At 65.8% G+C, this 18,041-nt stretch carries 17 protein-coding genes; 5 read left to right on the top strand and 12 right to left on the bottom strand.

What is annotated here, in order from left to right:
• Nucleotides 1-81 precede the first annotated feature (81 nt).
• Nucleotides 82-1,773 (top strand): amidohydrolase, encoded by a 1,692-nt coding sequence (locus SPYCW_RS05030; protein WP_120215874.1) that lies wholly within the window; start codon nt 82-84, stop codon nt 1,771-1,773.
• Nucleotides 1,774-1,780: 7 nt separating this feature from the next.
• On the opposite strand, the gene SPYCW_RS05025 is transcribed toward SPYCW_RS05030, so the two are convergent.
• The 6 genes from SPYCW_RS05025 to SPYCW_RS05005 all read right to left on the bottom strand — a co-directional run bounded on the left by SPYCW_RS05025 (nt 1,781) and on the right by SPYCW_RS05005 (nt 7,587).
• Nucleotides 1,781-2,254 (bottom strand): hypothetical protein, encoded by a 474-nt coding sequence (locus SPYCW_RS05025; RefSeq protein ID WP_172595426.1) that lies wholly within the window; start codon nt 2,252-2,254, stop codon nt 1,781-1,783.
• Between the two features lie 92 nt (nt 2,255-2,346).
• On the bottom strand, nt 2,347-3,813 hold the full coding sequence (gatB, locus tag SPYCW_RS05020) for an Asp-tRNA(Asn)/Glu-tRNA(Gln) amidotransferase subunit GatB (protein ID WP_120215872.1): 1,467 nt from the start codon (nt 3,811-3,813) through the stop codon (nt 2,347-2,349).
• The gene (locus SPYCW_RS18935; RefSeq protein WP_172595425.1) at nt 3,806-3,949 is read right to left on the bottom strand and encodes a hypothetical protein; all 144 of its coding nucleotides are present in this window, start codon (nt 3,947-3,949) and stop codon (nt 3,806-3,808) included. Before SPYCW_RS18935 ends, gatB begins: the two co-directional genes overlap by 8 nt.
• Nucleotides 3,943-5,424, bottom strand: a complete 1,482-nt coding sequence (gatA, locus tag SPYCW_RS05015) for an Asp-tRNA(Asn)/Glu-tRNA(Gln) amidotransferase subunit GatA (RefSeq protein ID WP_120215871.1) — start codon at nt 5,422-5,424, stop codon at nt 3,943-3,945. The genes SPYCW_RS18935 and gatA overlap by 7 nt, the downstream gene beginning before the upstream one ends.
• Nucleotides 5,424-5,726, bottom strand: a complete 303-nt coding sequence (gatC, locus tag SPYCW_RS05010; RefSeq protein ID WP_120215870.1) for an Asp-tRNA(Asn)/Glu-tRNA(Gln) amidotransferase subunit GatC — start codon at nt 5,724-5,726, stop codon at nt 5,424-5,426. The genes gatA and gatC overlap by 1 nt, the downstream gene beginning before the upstream one ends.
• Nucleotides 5,727-5,823: 97 nt before the next feature.
• Nucleotides 5,824-7,587 (bottom strand): DUF4153 domain-containing protein, encoded by a 1,764-nt coding sequence (locus SPYCW_RS05005; protein WP_232014836.1) that lies wholly within the window; start codon nt 7,585-7,587, stop codon nt 5,824-5,826.
• A gap of 86 nt (nt 7,588-7,673) precedes the next feature.
• On the opposite strand from SPYCW_RS05005, the gene SPYCW_RS05000 reads away from it, so the two are divergent.
• The 4 genes from SPYCW_RS05000 to SPYCW_RS04985 all read left to right on the top strand — a co-directional run bounded on the left by SPYCW_RS05000 (nt 7,674) and on the right by SPYCW_RS04985 (nt 11,867).
• Nucleotides 7,674-8,954 (top strand): DUF3089 domain-containing protein, encoded by a 1,281-nt coding sequence (locus SPYCW_RS05000; RefSeq protein ID WP_120218114.1) that lies wholly within the window; start codon nt 7,674-7,676, stop codon nt 8,952-8,954.
• Between the two features lie 96 nt (nt 8,955-9,050).
• Nucleotides 9,051-9,509: a Holliday junction resolvase RuvX gene (gene ruvX, locus SPYCW_RS04995; RefSeq protein WP_120215868.1), complete on the top strand. Its 459-nt coding sequence runs from the start codon at nt 9,051-9,053 to the stop codon at nt 9,507-9,509.
• A gap of 148 nt (nt 9,510-9,657) precedes the next feature.
• Nucleotides 9,658-10,653, top strand: coding sequence for an aspartate carbamoyltransferase catalytic subunit (locus tag SPYCW_RS04990; protein ID WP_120215867.1), 996 nt, complete (start codon nt 9,658-9,660; stop codon nt 10,651-10,653).
• Nucleotides 10,644-11,867 (top strand): dihydroorotase, encoded by a 1,224-nt coding sequence (locus SPYCW_RS04985; protein WP_120215866.1) that lies wholly within the window; start codon nt 10,644-10,646, stop codon nt 11,865-11,867. The genes SPYCW_RS04990 and SPYCW_RS04985 overlap by 10 nt, the downstream gene beginning before the upstream one ends.
• A gap of 58 nt (nt 11,868-11,925) precedes the next feature.
• On the opposite strand, the gene SPYCW_RS04980 is transcribed toward SPYCW_RS04985, so the two are convergent.
• The 6 genes from SPYCW_RS04980 to SPYCW_RS04955 form a co-directional block, all read right to left on the bottom strand.
• Nucleotides 11,926-12,615 (bottom strand): N-acetylmuramoyl-L-alanine amidase, encoded by a 690-nt coding sequence (locus tag SPYCW_RS04980; RefSeq protein WP_120215865.1) that lies wholly within the window; start codon nt 12,613-12,615, stop codon nt 11,926-11,928.
• A 66-nt stretch (nt 12,616-12,681) separates the two neighbouring features.
• Entirely contained in the window at nt 12,682-13,539 is an 858-nt protein-coding gene (locus tag SPYCW_RS04975; RefSeq protein ID WP_120215864.1) for a CheR family methyltransferase, read from the bottom strand.
• Nucleotides 13,536-14,636: a chemotaxis protein CheB gene (locus SPYCW_RS04970; RefSeq protein ID WP_232014835.1), complete on the bottom strand. Its 1,101-nt coding sequence runs from the start codon at nt 14,634-14,636 to the stop codon at nt 13,536-13,538. The genes SPYCW_RS04975 and SPYCW_RS04970 overlap by 4 nt, the downstream gene beginning before the upstream one ends.
• A 10-nt stretch (nt 14,637-14,646) precedes the next feature.
• A complete protein-coding gene (locus SPYCW_RS04965) occupies nt 14,647-15,021 on the bottom strand; it encodes a response regulator (protein WP_120215862.1) in 375 nt (124 codons plus the stop codon).
• Nucleotides 15,022-15,085: 64 nt separating this feature from the next.
• Complete coding sequence (locus SPYCW_RS04960) at nt 15,086-15,523, bottom strand: chemotaxis protein CheW (protein ID WP_120215861.1); 438 nt, start codon at nt 15,521-15,523, stop codon at nt 15,086-15,088.
• Nucleotides 15,520-17,952: a chemotaxis protein CheA gene (locus tag SPYCW_RS04955; RefSeq protein WP_120215860.1), complete on the bottom strand. Its 2,433-nt coding sequence runs from the start codon at nt 17,950-17,952 to the stop codon at nt 15,520-15,522. Before SPYCW_RS04955 ends, SPYCW_RS04960 begins: the two co-directional genes overlap by 4 nt.
• Nucleotides 17,953-18,041: the final 89 nt, after the last annotated feature.

Here is an 18,041-nt window from a genome sequence, read left to right as displayed (position 1 = left end):
CAGCCAAGCGCCCGATAACTTGCATAGAGAGACTTGACCTCTCCCCGCCCGCTCCGCACGGTGCGCGGCGGGGAGAGTTGTATGAAAGCGATTATTGCCGCCATCGCCGCATCCTTGCTGGCGATAGCCGCGCCAGCCAGCGCGCAGGACGGCGCGACGCTCTACCACGGCGGGCCGATCATCACGATGGACGGCGACACACCGCAGACCGTCGAGGCGGTCGTGGCACGCGATGGCCGCATCATCTTTGCCGGTCCGGAGGGAGCAGCGCGCGCGGCCGCTGGCGATGATGCCGCCATTCGCGACCTGAAGGGCGCAACCCTGCTCCCCGGCTTCATCGACGCCCATTCGCACTTCACCGTCGCGACGATGAGCGCGGGTGGTTTCGACCTGCGCACGGGCGCCCGTCAGCCGGTTTCCGACATCAACGACGTCCAGCGCGAGATCAGCGACTATATGCAGCGCCGTGGTCCGACGCCCGGCGGCTGGACGACGGTCTGGCAATTCGATCAGGAAAACCTAACCGAAAAGCGCTACATCACGCGCGCCGAACTCGACGCAATCGTCCCCGACCATCCGGTCGTCGTGCTCCATGTCTCACTTCACGGCGCGGTCGCGAACAGCGCCGCGCTAAAGGCCGCGGGGATCGACGAGGCGACTGCGGTGCCGCCCGGCGGCATGATGCTGCGCGACGAGGCAGGCAAGCTCAACGGGGTGCTGCTCGAAAAGGCGATGTTCCTGCTGCTCGCCAAAATGCCGCAGCCGACCGCCGAGCAAAAGCTCGCCGCGCTCGACGCCGCGCAAAATGCCTATTTCGCCGAAGGCTATACCCATGCGCAGGACGGCGCGACGCAGCCGCCCGATATCGCCTTCCTCACCAGCGCGGCGGCGCGCGAGCGGCTCAGGATCGATCTCGCGCTGCTCCCCTTTTCGACCGGCCTCGACGGCCTGGTTGCCAATCCCGACCTCAAATTCGGCGTCTATCAGGGCCATGTGAAGCTGCAGGGAATCAAGTTCGTCCTCGACGGATCGGTGCAGGCGCGCACCGGCTATTTTACCCGCGATTACCGGCGCGGCAGTCCCGAGGGGCATCACCCCTGGCACGGCGAACCGATCCTGTCCGAAGGCGACTTCATCGCGCAGGCCAAAAAGGTTCACGACCGCGGCTGGCAGCTGTTCGTCCACGCCAATGGCGATGCCGCGATCGACATGGCGGTCCGCGGCTTCGACGCGCTCGGCATCAAGGCCGCCGACGATCGCCGCCCGATCGTGATCCATTCGCAGTTCCAGCGCCGCGACCAACTGCCCGCCTATAAGCGCATCGGCGTCGGCCCCGCCTATTTCTCGAACCATGCGTGGTACTGGGGCGACGTCCACCGCACCAATTTTCCCGCCGAAGTCGTCGACTTCATCAGCCCGCTCCGCTCGGCGCGCGCCACGGGGCTCATCCCGTCGAACCACAGCGACTATAGCGTCACCCCGCTCGATACCCGCTTCATGCTGTGGACGTCGATGGCGCGCGTCTCGCCCACCGGCGTCGTCAGCGGCGCCGACGAACGCGTCGATGCCTATGCGGCGCTTCAGGCGCTCACCACCGGCCCGGCATGGCAAATCTTCGAAGAAGACCGCAAAGGCCGGATCAAGCCCGGCCTGCTCGCCGATTTCGTCATCCTCGACAAAAACCCGCTGACGACGCCGGTGGGCGCCATCAAGGCCATGAAGGTTGTCGAAACGATCAAGGAGGGCCGCAGCGTCTGGCGCGCTGCCGACTAACCCCGCTTCACTCGGTACAAAAGGCCACGAAGCGCGCGATCGCCTGTCTGCCGGTCGCCGTCGCCGCCATGTCGACTGCGCGGCCTTTGGCGGTCATGCGCAACCAGCCATTCGCGGCAAAGGCGCGGATCAGCGGCGACCCGCCGGCAATTTCCTGCGACCGAAAGAAGGGCATTTCGTCGACTTCGGTGGTGCCGGTGACGCGTAGTTTGGCGCTGCCCGACACCAGCTCGATCGCGGTCAGATCGGGCGACCCGCCCGAAATCCCGGCAAAGATACGATTGCCGCCCTGCTCGCAAGTGAAATTTAGCGGCTGGTCGTCGGTGCCGTCGACTTCATAGGCCAGGATCGCGTCGGAAATCCGGTCCTCGTTGACCCGCATCGTCCAGTCATAGCCGTCGTTCACCGCGGGCGCGGCGCTTGCGGTGCCGCCGAGCACCAGCATCATTGCGCCGCCCACCGTAATCATCGTTCGCCCCATCATTGCTCCTTCATTCGCATATCCGCGTCGCAGTTGCGCCTATATGCGGCAGAAGTCGCTGAATTTGCTGTGAAGTCGATCACAAGGACGGATCAGCCGAGCGCCTTTTTGAGCAGCTCGTTGACCACCTGCGGATTCGCCTTGCCCTGCATCGCCTTCATCGTCTGGCCGACGAAGAAACCGAACAAGGCTTCCTTGCCGCCCTTATATTGCTCGACCTTGTCGGCGTTCGCGGCGAGCACCTTGGCGATCTCGGCTTCGATCGCGCCGGTGTCGCTCGTCTGCTTCAGCCCCTCGCGATTGACGATCGCCGCGGCGCCGTCGCCGGTTTCGAGCATCTTTTCGAACACCTGCTTGGCGATGGTCCCCGAAATCGTGCCATCGGCGACAAGCCCGAGCAGTTCGGCCGCCTGCGCGGGCGATACCGGCGAATCCGAAATGTCGCGGCCGAGGCGGTTGAGCGCGCCGAACAGCTCGCTCGTCACCCAGTTCGCTGCCGCGACCGGCTTCGCGCCCGCTTCGAGCAGCGCGTCGAACCAGCGCGCCGCCTCGACCTCGGCGGTCAGCACATCGGCGTTATACGCCGAAATGCCTTCGCTCAGGTAACGCGCGCGCTTGGCGTCCGGCAGTTCGGGCAGGCTCGCGCGGCATTCGTCGAGAAACGCATCGTCGAGTTCGAGCGGCAACAAATCGGGATCGGGGAAATAGCGGTAATCATGCGCATCTTCCTTCGACCGCATCGAGCGCGTCTCATTGCGGTCGGGATCGTAAAGCCGCGTTTCCTGCACCACCGTGCCGCCGCTTTCGATCAGCTCGACCTGGCGCTTCGCCTCGCCCTCGATCACCGCCATCACGAAGCGCACCGAATTGACATTCTTCGTCTCGGTGCGCGTCCCGAACTCGTCGCCGGGCTTGCGGACCGACACGTTGACGTCGGCGCGCATCGAGCCTTCTTCCATATTGCCGTCGCACGAGCCGACATAGCGCAGGATCGAGCGCAGCTTGCGCACATAGGCGCCGGCTTCGGCGGGCGAGCGCATGTCGGGGCGCGAGACGATCTCCATCAGCGCGACGCCCGAGCGGTTGAGGTCGACGTACGACATCGTCGGATGCTGGTCGTGCATCAGCTTGCCGGCGTCCTGCTCGACATGGATACGCTCGATCCCGATCACCTTGTCGGCCGGAATCCCCGCTTTTTCATCGGCGGCGATCGTCAGCGAACCTTCGCCGACAAGCGGATGATAAAGCTGCGAAATCTGGTATCCCTGCGGCAGGTCGGCGTAGAAATAATTCTTGCGGTCGAACCGCGACCAGCGATTGATCTGCGCCTCGATCGCCATGCCGGTGCGCACCGCCTGGCGGATGCACTCGCGGTTCGGCACCGGCAGCATCCCCGGCATCGCGGCGTCGACCAGCGACACCTGCGTGTTCGGCTCGGCTCCGAACGCCGTCGCGGCGCCCGAGAACAGCTTGGCGTTGGAGGTGATCTGCGCGTGGACCTCAAGGCCGATCACGACCTCCCACTCGCCGGTTTCGCCCTTGATGCGATAATCAGACATCGCGTTTTTTCTTTCCCGTTTTGTCACTCGACTGCGCCGTGCCGGTTTTCTTGCCGGCGCGCTTGTCCCTGATGAAGAGGCTCTGCAAAGCCTCTTGCACGAGAGCGGCAAACGCTTCGATCAGTGCGCTTACCACCACTTCTCGGCGCGCGCGGTAAAGCCCGCCCGCTCTTCAATTGCCAGCCCCGCATTCAGCACGCCCTGCTCGTCGAACGCCTTGCCGATGATCTGCAAGCCCAGCGGCAGCCCTTCGCGGTTCAGCGCCGCGGGGACCGACATCGCGGGCAGCCCCGCGAGGCTCGCAGGGACCGCGAACACGTCGTTGAGGTACATCGCCAGCGGGTCGGCCATCTTTTCGCCCAGCCCGAACGCCGCCGACGGCGCGGTCGGCGCGAGGATCACGTCGCAAGAGCCAAAAGCCGCCTCGAAATCGCGCGCGATCAGCGTCCGCACCTTCTGCGCCTGCGTGTAATAGGCGTCGTAGAAGCCCGCCGACAGCACATAGGTACCGATCATGATGCGGCGCTTGACCTCGGGCCCGAAGCCGTCGGCACGCGTCGCGGCGTACATGTCCTGCAACCCCGCCCCCTCCGGCAGGTCGCGCAGCCCGTAACGCACGCCGTCGTAGCGCGCGAGGTTCGACGACGCTTCGGCGGGCGCGATGATATAGTAAGTCGGCAGCGCATATTTGGTGTGCGGCAGGCTGATCTCGACGACCGCGGCGCCAGCATCCTTCAGCATCGCGATGCCGGCATCCCACATCGCATCGATCTCGGGATCGATGCCCTCGAGACGATATTCCTTCGGAATCCCGACCGTCTTGCCCTTCAAATCACTCGACAAAGCCGCTTCCCAATTCGGCACCGCCATATCGAGGCTCGTCGCGTCCTTTGGATCGAAGCCCGCCATATTTTCGAGCATAATCGCGCAGTCGCGGACGTCGCGCGCCATAGGGCCCGCCTGGTCGAGCGAGCTCGCGAACGCGACAATGCCCCAGCGCGAGCAGCGGCCATAGGTCGGCTTGATCCCCGAAATGCCCGTGAAGGCCGCGGGCTGGCGGATCGAACCGCCGGTGTCGGTTCCCGTCGCCGCGGGGCAGAGCCGCGCCGCGATCGCCGACGACGACCCACCCGACGAGCCGCCTGGCGCCAGCGCGGCATTGCCGCCGTCCTTGCGCTTCCACGGACTGATGACGTTGCCGAAATAGCTGGTCTCGTTCGACGACCCCATCGCAAACTGGTCGAGGTTCAGCTTGCCCAGCATGCCGCAACCCGCGTCCCACAATTTCTGCGAAACCGTCGATTCATAGCGCGGCACGAAGCCTTCGAGCATATGGCTCGCGGCGGTCGTCTGGACGCCGTTCGTTGCGAACAGATCCTTCATCCCGATCGGCACGCCCGACAGCGGCTTCAGCGTCCCCGCCGCGCGGTCGGCGTCGGCTTGCTTCGCCGCGGCGATCGCATGCTCGGGCGTCTCGACGATAAACGCGTTCAGCGCCTTCGCGCCCGCGACATTGGCGTTGAACGCCTCGGCGACCTCGACGGCACTGAAGTCGCCCGCGCGGTGGCCATCGCGAATCTGCGCGACGGTCAGGTTGGTCAGCTCGGTCATTATTCGATCACCTTGGGCACGCCAAAGAAGCCATGCTGCGCGGCAGGCGCATTGGCCAAAATATCATCGCGGCGGTTGCCGCCGGTCAGCGGGTCGGCGTCGATCACATCGTCGCGCAGCCGCAATTTGTTCGGGATCACCGCGGTCATCGGTTCGACCCCGGTCACATCGACCTCGCCGAGTTGCTCGACCCAGCCCAAAATGCCGTTGAGTTCACCTTCCATCGCGGCGGCTTCGGCATCGCTGATCGCGATGCGCGCCAGCGACGCTATTTTCCTGACCGTTGCCTGATCGATTGCCATGTATTTCGCCTTATCGGGAGAAGCAGCGCCGCTAGCATTCTCACCCGATCGCTTCAACTATGATCCTCCCCATGGCTTCGTCGCCGCGAGGATCCGGTCAGTCAAAGGTTGCCGTCTGCGGTACGCCGTCGATCTGGATCCGGCGCTGCGGAACCGTTTCGACCGTGATCGTCGCCTTCGACAGATCGTCGATCATCTGCGGCTGCGGCGTATTGCGGCGCAGATCGCCCTGCACCCAGCGGCCTTCGGCATTACGCGACACGAAATCGAACTGCGTCGCCTCGCCCGGTTCATTCTGCCCCAGCACCCCGATCCGGTCATCGGCCAGCCACAGCGCGACGCATGCCCTTGCCCGGCTGCACATATAGGTTCCCGCGATGCGCTCGATCGCTTCGGCAGGCAGGGCGCGGTCGGCGGGGATGATGCGTAGGCGCTCGGCGATTGGCTTGAGCAGTACCGGCCCCTTGGGTCCGGTCAAATCCCAGCGATTCGCCGCCGCCAGCGCCGCCTTGGCTGCATCGGCGCGGTCCTTGTACGGCGATCGGGCCAGATCATTCAGCGCCGCGCGCCCGCGTGGACCAAAATCAAAGGCAAGCGCGGCCCAATCAAATTTCTCGATCTTCACCGCCCCCGAATTCAACCGCGCCATCTGATCGCGCGTCGAAATCACCCCGAAATCGAGTACCGGCAACGCGAGAAAGAGGGCAAGCAACGCCACCCCGATCGCCAGCTTTTGCTGCAACGGGCGCAGCACATCGTCGAAATCGCGCCGCCCCTTCACGACCGCCCACAGGCCGATGATGCCATAAGCCAGTGCGATCAGTGTCGCGATCAGCCCCCAAATGCGCTCGGGCGTCCAGCCATATTGCCCGATCCTGAGCTGCATCGAAAAATAGGCAATCCCCGCCAGCGGCAACACCGCCACCGCCAGCACCGGCGCCGCCCAGCGGAGCAAGGGGTTGGTCGCGCGGTCGTCGGTCCCGTTGCCGATCACGGCATTGGCGAGCAGCACCGCGAACGCCGCCGCCGCGAGCATCAGGGCGGCGGTTGAAAAGCCCGACGCCCACAGCTTTGCGAGCCCCGTCCCCGCCAGCGACAGCAGGAAGATGAGCAGCGCTGCGGCCAGTACCGGCGCCAGCACCGCCAGCACGATCATCACCAGCCGTTGCAGCGTCGCGACCAGCTTGTCGCGTTCGCGCAGCAGCCCGACGGCGCCGCCAAACGCCGCACCGGCGAGCATCCAGCCGAACCATTCGTCGTTGAGCAGGTCGCGGATCAGGTCGATCCCGATCAGGTGGAACATCTCGGATATCAGGAAGGTCAGCAGGAATGCGATGCCGACGAACGCCAGGCTCGCCGCGCCGATGACCGCGTCGGTCCACGCATGGCTGTGCAGCCGGTCGTAGGGCATTTGCCATAGCTTCCAGAACCGCCAGTCGGGTGCGACATCGCGCCGTGTCTGGAACAACGGCGTCGCGACCAGCACCGCGAGCATTCCCGACCAGAACGGCCATTCGATCGGACTGCCCTGCAGATTATACGCCGCCGTCTGCCACGCGATCAGCCCGAGCACGACGCCCCACAGCAACGCAAACCCCAGCGCCCAGCTCCAGCGGCGCAGCTCGACCCCAAGCACGAACACCACCGCGGCCACCGCGACCGCGGTCGCCAGCGCGCTGCGCCACTGCGCCAGCCCGTCCTCATAATTGTGATCAACCAGCGCATGGAACGCGAGCCCCGCCGCCGCGCAGATCGCGGCCATGATCCACGGGCGCAGCGGCCAGGGCGGGTCATTGTCGTCCAACCGGGCGGAGCCTCGGGTCGAATCGGCGAGAGCCGTGGTTGCAGGCGCGTCGGTCATTCCCCACATCTGGGCTTGTTTCGTTGCCAAGCGCAAGCCAAACAGCGCACCAGTCCTCCCCCACCTTCTCCCCCATGGAGCCCGCATTGGCCCGCAAATTTCTTTATTTCATCGCTGCGATCATCCTGCTGATCCTCGCTGCCGGCATCGTGTACCAGCTGTTTCCGGGCTGGGTCGCGCGGACCGCCTTCGTGCCGAGCGCCGAATTTCAGCAACAGGCGGCGGTCGAACCCAATGCCTATGACGATGCCAAAATGTGGTTTGCGCGTCCCGGCATGGCGAACGACCCGTCGGCATGGCGCCCCGCCAACGGAGGAGCGGGCACAGCATCGCCCGACAGCGCCGCCGCACAGTCGCGCGACCAGCTGATCCCGTCCGCAGGCGCTGCCGAACCCGCCGTGCCGCCGATCGAAAAGGGCAATGCCGCGGTCTTTTTCGTCCACCCGACCAGCTATTACAGCCGCTCGAGCTGGAACGCCCCGCTCGAGGATCGCGATTCGGACCATCGCGCCAACCTTTTCGTTCAGGGCATGGCGAGCGCCTTTGCCGATGCGGGCGAAATCTGGGCGCCGCGGTACCGCCAGGCGACGCTCGGCGCCTTCCTCGCCGAAGATCGCGTCACCGCGGGCAAGGCGATCGATGCCGCCTATCGCGACGTCGAAAAGGCCTTCGACGCCTTCATCGCCGCGCAGCCCGCGGGCAAGCCGATCATCCTCGCGGGTCACAGCCAGGGCGCGCTCCACCTCACCACCCTGCTCAAGAACAAGGTCGCAGGGACACCGCTCGCGAAACGCATCGTTGCCGCCTATGTCGTCGGCTGGCCGATCAGCCTCGACACCGACATGGCCGCGCTCGGCCTGCCCGCGTGCCAGACCCCCGAACAAAAGGGCTGCATCCTCAGCTGGGCGACCTTTGCCGACCCCGCCGACCCCGAAATGGTGACCAGCGCCTATGACGGCACGATCGGTTTCGACGGCCGTCCGCGCGCGGGGACGCGGATGCTGTGCACCAATCCGCTGACCGGCACCCCCGATGCAGCGGGGGCACCCGATGCCAATCTCGGCACCCTCAAACCCACCGAGGGGTTCAAGAGCGGCGCGCTGATCGCCGGCAAGATCGGCGCGACATGCGACGACACGCGCGGCCTGCTGATGATCGGCGACGCCGAAATCGCTAAAAACTACGTCGTCGCGGGCTATGTCCTGCCGGGCAACAACTATCACGTCTATGACATCACCCTGTTCTGGGCGAATGTCCGCGCCGATGCGCTGCGGCGGCTGGCGGTGTATGAAGGCAAGCCGTCGCCGGTGCCGCCCGCGGCGGCGCCAATCGCAACACCGCCCGCAGCCGCAACGCCGAAAACCTAAATCCGTTCGTGTCGAGCGAAGTCGAGACACGCTCGCCACGCACAACCCTTCGACGTGTCTCGACTTCGCTCGACACGAGCGGGTAGAGGGGGAGCGATGATCACCACCGCCGCCGCCGACTTCGCCGCCAACTTCCCCAGCGGCGGCCGCCTCGCGGGCCTCGACGTCGGCACCAAAACGATCGGCGTCGCGACCTGCGATGTGAACTGGAGCTTCGCGACCCCCGATAAGACGATCATTCGCAAGAAATTCTCCGCCGATCTCGAAACGCTGAAGGCCGTCCTCGCGCAGCACCATATCGTCGGCCTTGTCGTCGGCCTGCCGCTCAACATGGACGGCAGCGACAGCCCGCGCACTCAAAGTACCCGCGCCTTCGCCCGCAACCTGTTGCCCCTCGGCCTGCCCATCCTGCTTTGGGACGAACGCTGGTCGACCGCCGCGGTCGAGCGCGCGATGATCGCCGCCGACGTCAGCCGCGCCAAACGCGCCGAACGCGTCGACAGCGCGGCAGCGGCCTTCATTTTGCAAGGCGCGATCGACGCGATGACGCGCTGACGGCAGGTCAAACACAGACCGTCGCCCCCGCGGAGGCGGGGGCCGCCAGCGACGTAGCATAAGGCCGATAGCGGCTCCCGCCTTCGCGGGGGCGACGATCCTTCTTCGCTTGCCAGACCCGCCCTCGCCTCCTAAACGCTCCCCTTTAATGACAAGCGCCACCACCCGACCCGCCAGCGACTATCCGCCCGGCGGCGATGCCTTTCGCCATCGCCACCTGATCGGCATCGCCCAGCTGACTCCGTGGGAGATCAGCTACGTCCTCGACGCCGCCGAACAATGGGTCGAACTCAACCGCAGCGGTGCGGCGAAGCATGATGACCGGCTCGCGGGCCTCACCATCATCAACGCCTTTTTCGAAAATTCGACGCGCACGCTTTTGTCGTTCGAAATCGCGGGCAAGCGCCTCGGCGCCGACGTCGTCAACATGCACGCGGCACAGTCGAGCGTGAAAAAGGGCGAGACGCTGATCGACACCGCGATGACGCTGAACGCGATGCGCGCCGACGCGATGGTCATTCGCCATGCGTCGTCGGGCGCGGTGCAGCTCATCGCCGACAAGGTCGACTGCCCGGTCCTCAACGCCGGCGACGGCCGCCACGAGCATCCGACGCAGGCGCTGCTCGATGCGCTCACCATCCGCCGCCGTCTGGGCCGGGTCGAAGGCCTCACCATCGCGATCTGCGGCGACGTCCTCCACAGCCGCGTCGCGCGCTCGAACATCCTCGCGCTCACCCTCCTCGGCAACGAAGTGCGGATCGTCGCGCCGCCGACGCTCACCCCGCCCGCGGTCGACCGGATGCACGTCACCACCTTCACCGACATGGACGAAGGATTGAAAGACGCCGACGTCGTGATGATGCTCCGCCTCCAGAACGAGCGCATGGACGGCGCCTACCTGCCCAGCGCGCGCGAATATCACGCGTTCTATGGCTTGACGCCGAAGCGGCTCGAAAAGGCCAAACCCGACGCGATCGTCATGCACCCCGGCCCGATGAACCGCGGGGTCGAGATCGACAGCAATGTCGCCGACCACCCCACCCGCTCGACGATCACCGAACAGGTCGAAATGGGGGTCGCCGTGCGCATGGCGTGCCTCGACATCCTGACGCGCCGCAAACGGGGAGTGCCGGGATGGAACTGAAACCGCTCCACATCGTCAACGCGCAGCTGGTCGACGCCGAAACGCCGCGCGCGGGCAGCCTGCTCGTCATCGACGGACGGATCGCCGCGCTCGACCCGACGGAAACGCCCGAGGGCACCGAAATTGTCGATGCCAAAGGCCAGTGGCTTGCCCCCGGGATCATCGACCTCGGCGTCTTTGCGACCGACAAGCCCGCGTTTCACTTCGGCGGCATCACCCGCGCCGCGCTGATGCCCGACGCCGGGCCGCTCGACGACCCCGGCCTCGTCGAGCGCGCCGCCAAGGGCGGCAAACCCGACCTGTGGGTTCACCCGCTCGCCGCCGCCACCAAAGGCCTCGCAGGCCGCGAGCTCGCCGAAATCGGCCTGATGAAAGGCGCCGGCGCCCGCGCCATCGCCACCGGCCGCACCCGCATCGCCGACAGCGGGGTGATGCGCCGCGTCCTCGCCTACGCCGCTTCGCTCGGCCTCGTCACGATCATCCATGCCGAGGATGAAGGGCTGACCGCGGGCGCGGTCGCCACCGACGGCGAAATGGCGACGCGGCTCGGCCTCGCCTCTGCGCCCGCGATCGCCGAGGCGATGGCGATCGCCCGCGATCTCGCACTCGTCGAGGAAACCGGCGCCCCCGTCCATTTCCGCCAGGTCACCACCGCACGCGGGCTCGACCTGATCCGCGCCGCCAAGGCCAAGGGACTGCCCGTCCTCTGCGGCATCACCCCCGCGCACCTGTTCCTGTCAGACACCGCGATCGGCGATTTCCGGACCTTTGCGCGCCTGTCGCCGCCGCTGCGCAGCGAGGACGACCGTCAGGCGTGCCTCGCCGCGGTGGCCGACGGCACGATCGACGTCCTGTCGTCGGGCCACGACCCGCGCGGCCCCGAGGACAAGCGCCTGCCCTTTGCCGAGGCACTCCCCGGCATGGCGGGCGCCGAAACCTTGCTCGCGCTGGGCCTAAACCTCGTGCGCGACGGCCATGTGTCGCCGGGCCGCCTGTTCGACATGCTCGCTGCCACGCCCGCCTGCCTGCTCGGCCTCGACGCCGGGCGCCTTGCGGTGGGCAAGGACGCCGACCTCATCCTGATCGACGACGGCACCCCGTGGCAGGTCGATGCCAAGAAAATGGCGGCCTATGCGGGCAACACCCCGTTCGACGGCATGCCCGTCCAGGGCCGCGCGACCGCGATGTGGAAGGGCGGCATACGGGTGCGCTAGGGCGGTATCCGATCCGCATTGAATGGCCGGCGCGGCAATGCGCCGCGCGTTCCGAAGATCAATTCCCCTCGGGCTGCGGCAGCAGTAGCGCCAGCAGGATCGCGCGGCATTCGCCGTCGATCGTGCCGTCGATCAGTTCGGGGCGGAAGCGCCGCTGGAACGCGACCGTTGCAGCAAAGCCGTCGGTCACGTCATAGCCGAAGCGTTCGAGCGCGAGCAGGAATCCGGCGTCGGTCCACAGCGGGTCGGTCAGTTTCTTGCGCGGGCGCGGCAGGGCGAGGCGGCGGCGGGCAAGTTCTTCCCACGGAAACAGCTCGCCCGGATCCTGTTTGCGCGTCGGCGCGATGTCCGAATGGCCGACGACATTTCCGCGGGTGATCGCGTAGCGATCCTTGATCAGATGCACGAGGCGGACGACCGACGCGACCTGCGGGTCGGGGAATGGCACATAGCCCCATTCATGCCCCGGATTGACGATCTCGATCCCCACGCTGGCCGAATTAATGTCGCTGATCCCGCGCCAATGCGATTTTCCGGCGTGCCAGGCGCGCTTTTCCTCGGGCACCATATGGGTGATCTGGCCGTCCTCGCTGACGACATAATGCGCCGACACTTTCGATTCAGGATTGGCAAGCCAATCAATCGCTTCGGGGCCGCTCTTCATGCCGGTGTAATGCAGCACGACCATCGAGATGGGCAGCGCACGCTCGTCGAAATTGGGAGACCAGCGTTCGATAAAATCGCTCATGCGGTTCGCGGCCCGTCCTGTGCTTGCCAGTGCGTCGATTGCGCCACTAGCGCACAAAATGCAAGGTCAGGCGGCCGCCGCGCGCCGCACCTGCTGGTCGGCGGGTTCATATAGTCCGCGCAATCGCGGACTCGCGACAAACTGATCGGTCTGCCCCAGCACGGTTTCGCCCGCCCCAAGCACGAGGAAGCTTTGCGGCGCCGCCATCGCGCGCAATTTCGCAAACGCCTTTTGCCGCATCGGCGCCGAAAAATAGAGCAGCAGATTGCGGCAGAAGATCAGGTCGGCGGGGCTGGCGAGCGGTGGCCGGTCGGTCAGCATATTCTGCACCGAAAAATCGATCCGGCGACGCAGATCGGCCTTGGCGAGCCAGCCGCCTTCGGTCTGGTCGAACCAGCGCACCATGCGCTGGATCGGCAGCCCGCGCTGGATCTCGAACTGACTGTACAGCCCGACGCGGGCGCGGCTGATCGCATGATAGCTGACGTCGGTGCCGACGATGTCGACCTGCCAGCCGGCCCATTTTTCGCCCTGTTCGGCAATCAGCATCGCCAGCGAATAGGCTTCCTGCCCGGTCGACACGCCGCAATGCCAGATCGTCAGCCGTCGCTTCAGCTTGTTGATCTCGCGCAGCTGCTCGAGAACTTTCACAGCAATGTCGTCGAATACGCTGTATTCGCGGTAGAAATAGGTTTCATTGTTCAGCATCGCATCGACCGTGTCGTCGAGCAGCTGGCGGCTGCTGGAGGTCACCAGCGCCGCGACCAGCGCGTCCAGGTCGGCGATGCCATGGCGCTGCATAACCGGTTTCAGCGACATTTCGATGCGCCAGATGCGGCTGGGCGACAGTGTCTGTCCGGTCCGCGATTCCAGCACCCCCATCAGCACCCGATAGGCTGACTCGCTGGCGCTGGCCCCCATCATGGCTTGTGCGGCCCCGGCCTGAAGCTCCGCAGCATCAGGGCGATCGCGTCGGGGTTGAGCGTCGCCGCGGCAAGCCCCGCCTTGGCCACCGCGCCGGGCATACCCCAGATGACGCAGCTTTCGGGCGCTTGGGCAAAAATCGTTCCCCCCGCCTCTTTCAGGCGCGCCGCCCCGATCGCGCCGTCGCGGCCCATGCCGCTCAGGATGATCGCGACCCCGCCCTTGCCATATACGTCGGCCACCGAATCGAGCATCGGGTCGGCCGAAGGGCAGCAACCGTTGTCGACGACGCGATGGTCGAGCGCGATTTCGCGGCGGCGGCCGTTGGCGACGACAAGCAGGTGGGCATCGCCCGGCGCGAGATAGATATTGTTGCGCTCGACGACCATCCCGGCCTGCGCCACGCACACCTGGCGCGTCGTCATCAGCGCGATCTGTTTGGCGTAAAATTCCATGAAGGCATCGGGCAGATGCTGCGTCAGCAGGATCGGCGCGGTGATCCGCGGGTCGAGGTTGGCGAGGAAGTTGGTGAAGGCGGGGATGCCGCCCGTCGATGCCGCAACCGCGATACAGTCGATTGCCTGATCGCTGTCGATGGCGAGCGCCACCGGAGCAGGCGCGCGGCGTTCGGCGACCAGGACCGGTGCCGGGAAATCCTGCTGGTTCCCCAGCGACATGATACGATCGGTGAGTACTTCGGCGAAGCGCCCCGAAAAACTGCCGCGACCGGGTTTCGCCAGCGTGTCGCTGGCGCCGAGCGCCAACGCCTCGATCGCCGCCGGACCGCCTTCGACGCAGTTGGACGAGAGGATGAGCACGCGCGCCTTGGCGGCGCGGGTCAGGATATGCGGCAGCGCGTCGATCCCGCTCATGCCCGGCATTTCGATGTCAAGCACGACGACATCGACGGGCTCGCGCGCCAGATAAGCCAGTGCATCGTGCGCCGAGGCAACCGACGCGCAAATTTCCAGCCCGGGATGATGATCGACGATGCGTTCGAGGATGCTGCGGACGACCAGGCTGTCGTCGACCAGCATGACCCGGACCGTGCGCGTCGACGGTTCCGGGTCGGGGATCAGGGGGACCGGACGCGGCATCGACATCGGCTTACGCGACGCCGACGAGCTGCAATTTTCCTTCCAGCGTTTCGCGATCGAACGGCTTCATCACATATTCGTCCGCGCCCGCTTCGATCGCGGCGCGGATATGGTCGATGCTGTTTTCGGTGGTGCAGAACACGACGCGCGGGCGTTCCTCATGGCCATAATCCAGGTCGTTAAACGCGCCCAGAAACTCCATCCCGCTCATCACCGGCATGTTCCAGTCGAGCAGGATCACGTCGGGGCGGTTGGCGCGGCAAAAGGTCAACGCCTCCTGCCCGTCGGCGGCTTCTTCCACGGCAAAGGCCATGCTTTCAAGAATATGGCGCGCGACCTTGCGAATGACTTTACTGTCATCGACAACCAGGCAAGATTTAGACATTCATTCCTCCGCAACACCCATATTTCACGTCATGCTAGTGTGAATGCGTATCCAGCCCGTTAACTCACGCGGCTTTCATCACCGGCAGGGTGATGAAATGCGACGGATCGACGACCAGCAGCGAAGCGCCTTCATGTTCGATCATCGCGTCGGCCACCCGCGCCCAACCCGGCAGCAGCTTGCCCGCGACCCGGGTTTCGGGCGCGTCGATGAAGCAGACATCCTCGATCTCGTCGGCGAGCAGGGCGTAGCCATGATCCGCGACATCGACGACGATCACCCGCTGGCCGGGTGCGACGGGGACCGGCGGCAGGCCGATGACCACATGCGGATCGATCAGCGTAAAGACGCGGCTGCGCAGCGCGAACAGCCCTGCGACATGCGGCGGCGCGCCCGGCACTTCAACGGGCGTACCGACCGTGACCACCGAATTGATGGCGCGGCTGCGCAGCGCGACGCGGGTGTCGGCGATGCGCGCGATCAGATACAGTTTTTCCATCATGCCCGGCCTCCTCCGACGCGCCGCGCCAGGGCGTCGAGCAACGCCTGGCGGTCGTAGCGATAGACGGTTTCATCGTCGGGCCCGGTCGCGGCAATCGCGCTGCGCAGACGGATCACCGGAATTTCCTCGCCGCTATGCGTACAGGACGCGCCATCCTCGGTCAGGCACAGCAGCACATCGGGCGCCTCGTCGGCGTCTTCGCTGCCCGACAGCACGCGATAACCGGCACTACGCAGGATCGGCGCGAGGAAATTGTCACCCCACCCGTCATGGTCGTCAGCAAGGCGGCAAAGCGGTTGGTGCGGCACCGGCGCGGCGGCGCCCGCCGCATATTGCGCCATCAGCCAGAACGGATCGATCAGCTCGACCGGATCGCCCCCGACGAGCACGACGCCCGCGATCAGCCCCGGCGCCGCCGACGGCTGAACCGCATCGGGCAGGCGCACGATGTCGATGACTTCGGCGATCGGATAGCAGAGCACCGAATGACCGTCGTAGAGGCGGAGCAGCTTGAGCGAGCCCTCCGTCTCGGGGAGTTTTGCGGCATGAACCGCGAAGATATCGTCGCCGATCTGGGCCTGAACCCGGCCCGCACTTTCGAACAGCGCCGATGCGGGCACGTCCTCGACCCGCTCGATCACCGACAAGCGGACGCCGCGGACCCGGCCATTGGTGTCGCGGAACAGCAGCAGCTGCGCCGCGTTGCGCGCCGCATTGGCCTGCGCTTCGGCGGCAACAATCTGATCATGATTGCGGCCGGCTTCGGTTGCATCGATCGCCGCGGCCGCCACCAGCCCCTGCACGTCGAGCAGCAACACGGGGCGGCCATTGTCGGGCAACGTCGTCCCGGCATAAAGCCCGGTCGCCATGATCATCGGCGCGGCGGGCTTGATCACCAGTTCCTCATGATCGTGGATCGCCGCGACGCTCAGGGCATAGCTTTGCCCCTGTCCCGGCCGCACGATCACCAGCGCCCGGTCGTCGATATCATCATCGTCGCTCGCCGCACGTCCCAACACCGTTTCCAGCCGCAACAGCGGATATTGTTCGCCGCGCACCATCGCCAGTTCGCCACCCCCGACGCGGTCGATCCGCACCGTGTCGCCATTTTCGAGCAGGATTTCGCGGACCGCGCCGCGCGGGATCGCGAAATATTGGCCCGCCGCGCGCACCATCAGCCCCGAAATGATGGTCAGCGTCATCGGCACGCGGAGCAGGATCGAAAGGCCGCGCCCTTCATCGTTACGCAGCTCGACGACGCCGCCGATCTTTTCGACATTCGCCTTGACGATGTCCATGCCGACGCCGCGCCCCGACACTTCGGTAATTTTCGCCGCGGTCGAAAAGCCGGGGCGAAAGACCAGTTCCAGCTTGTCCTTGGGCGACAGCGCGCGCGCCTCGGCGGCGGTGATCGCGCGCGACGCGATCGCCTTGGCGACCAGCGCGTCGGGCGACATGCCGCGGCCGTCGTCGCGGATTTCGATTTCGATCTGGTTGCCCGACTGACGCGCCGACACCGAAATGGTCGCGGTGATATCCTTGCCCGCCGCGACGCGATCCTCCAGCGCTTCGATGCCATGGTCGATCGCGTTGCGGACGATGTGGATCAGCGGGTCGCGGATATTTTCCATCATCTCGCGGTCCAGCTCGACTTCGCCGCCGCTGGTCTGGAACGCGATCTTCTTGCCCATGTCCTGCGCCAGGTCGCGGACGATCCGCGGCAGCGGCGCAAACAGCTTGTCGATGCGCTGCATCCGCATCTGGCTGACCGACTGGCGCATCCCGGCGATCGAATCCGACAGCCGGTCGAACGACGCGATCACCGTCGCGCTGGCACCCGATTCGCGCAGCATCCGGGCAAAGTCGTTGCGCGCGAGGACGATGTCGGTGACCCCCGTCATCACGCTGTCGAGCAGCGGCAGCGGCACCCGGATCGATCGCCAGCTTTGCAGTTCGGCCTGAAAATCATCGTCGCGGCGCAGCGGCACGCCGGCAACCTCGTACCGCGTCTCGGTCGACGCCGCCTGCTCGCCGAGCGCCGCAATCACATCGCTATCGTCGCCGGTCGGTTCGACGCCATCCTTGCCCAGAGCGGCGCACAGGATGTTCAGCCGGTCGATGATGCCAAGGACCCCGGTGACCAGCGCCGAATTGGCCTCGCGCTTGCCGCGCCGGACCTGATCGAGCGCATCTTCGGCGGCGTGCGACAGCGCGGTGACCCGCGGCAAGGACAGAAAGCCCGAGCTGCCCTTGATCGTGTGGACAAGCCGGAAAATGGCGTCGAGTTGCGCGCGGTCGGCCGGATCGGCTTCCCACGCCACCAGTGCCCCGCCCGCTTCGGACAGGATTTCCGCCGTTTCGGCCAAAAAATCGTTCAGCAGATCGTCTATCACGGTACCGGTGCGCCCCAGAAACTGAAGCAGCACCATGGCCGATAATGGTTAATGTAGGGTTTGCATATTCTCCCCCCTTTCGGCGATGACCGATCGAATCTTGGCGACAGGCGCCGCCACACGTA

The sequence above is a fragment of the Sphingopyxis sp. EG6 genome (assembly GCF_003609815.1).
Lineage (GTDB): Bacteria > Pseudomonadota > Alphaproteobacteria > Sphingomonadales > Sphingomonadaceae > Sphingopyxis.
This window is presented reverse-complemented; position numbering and strand designations above follow the sequence as displayed.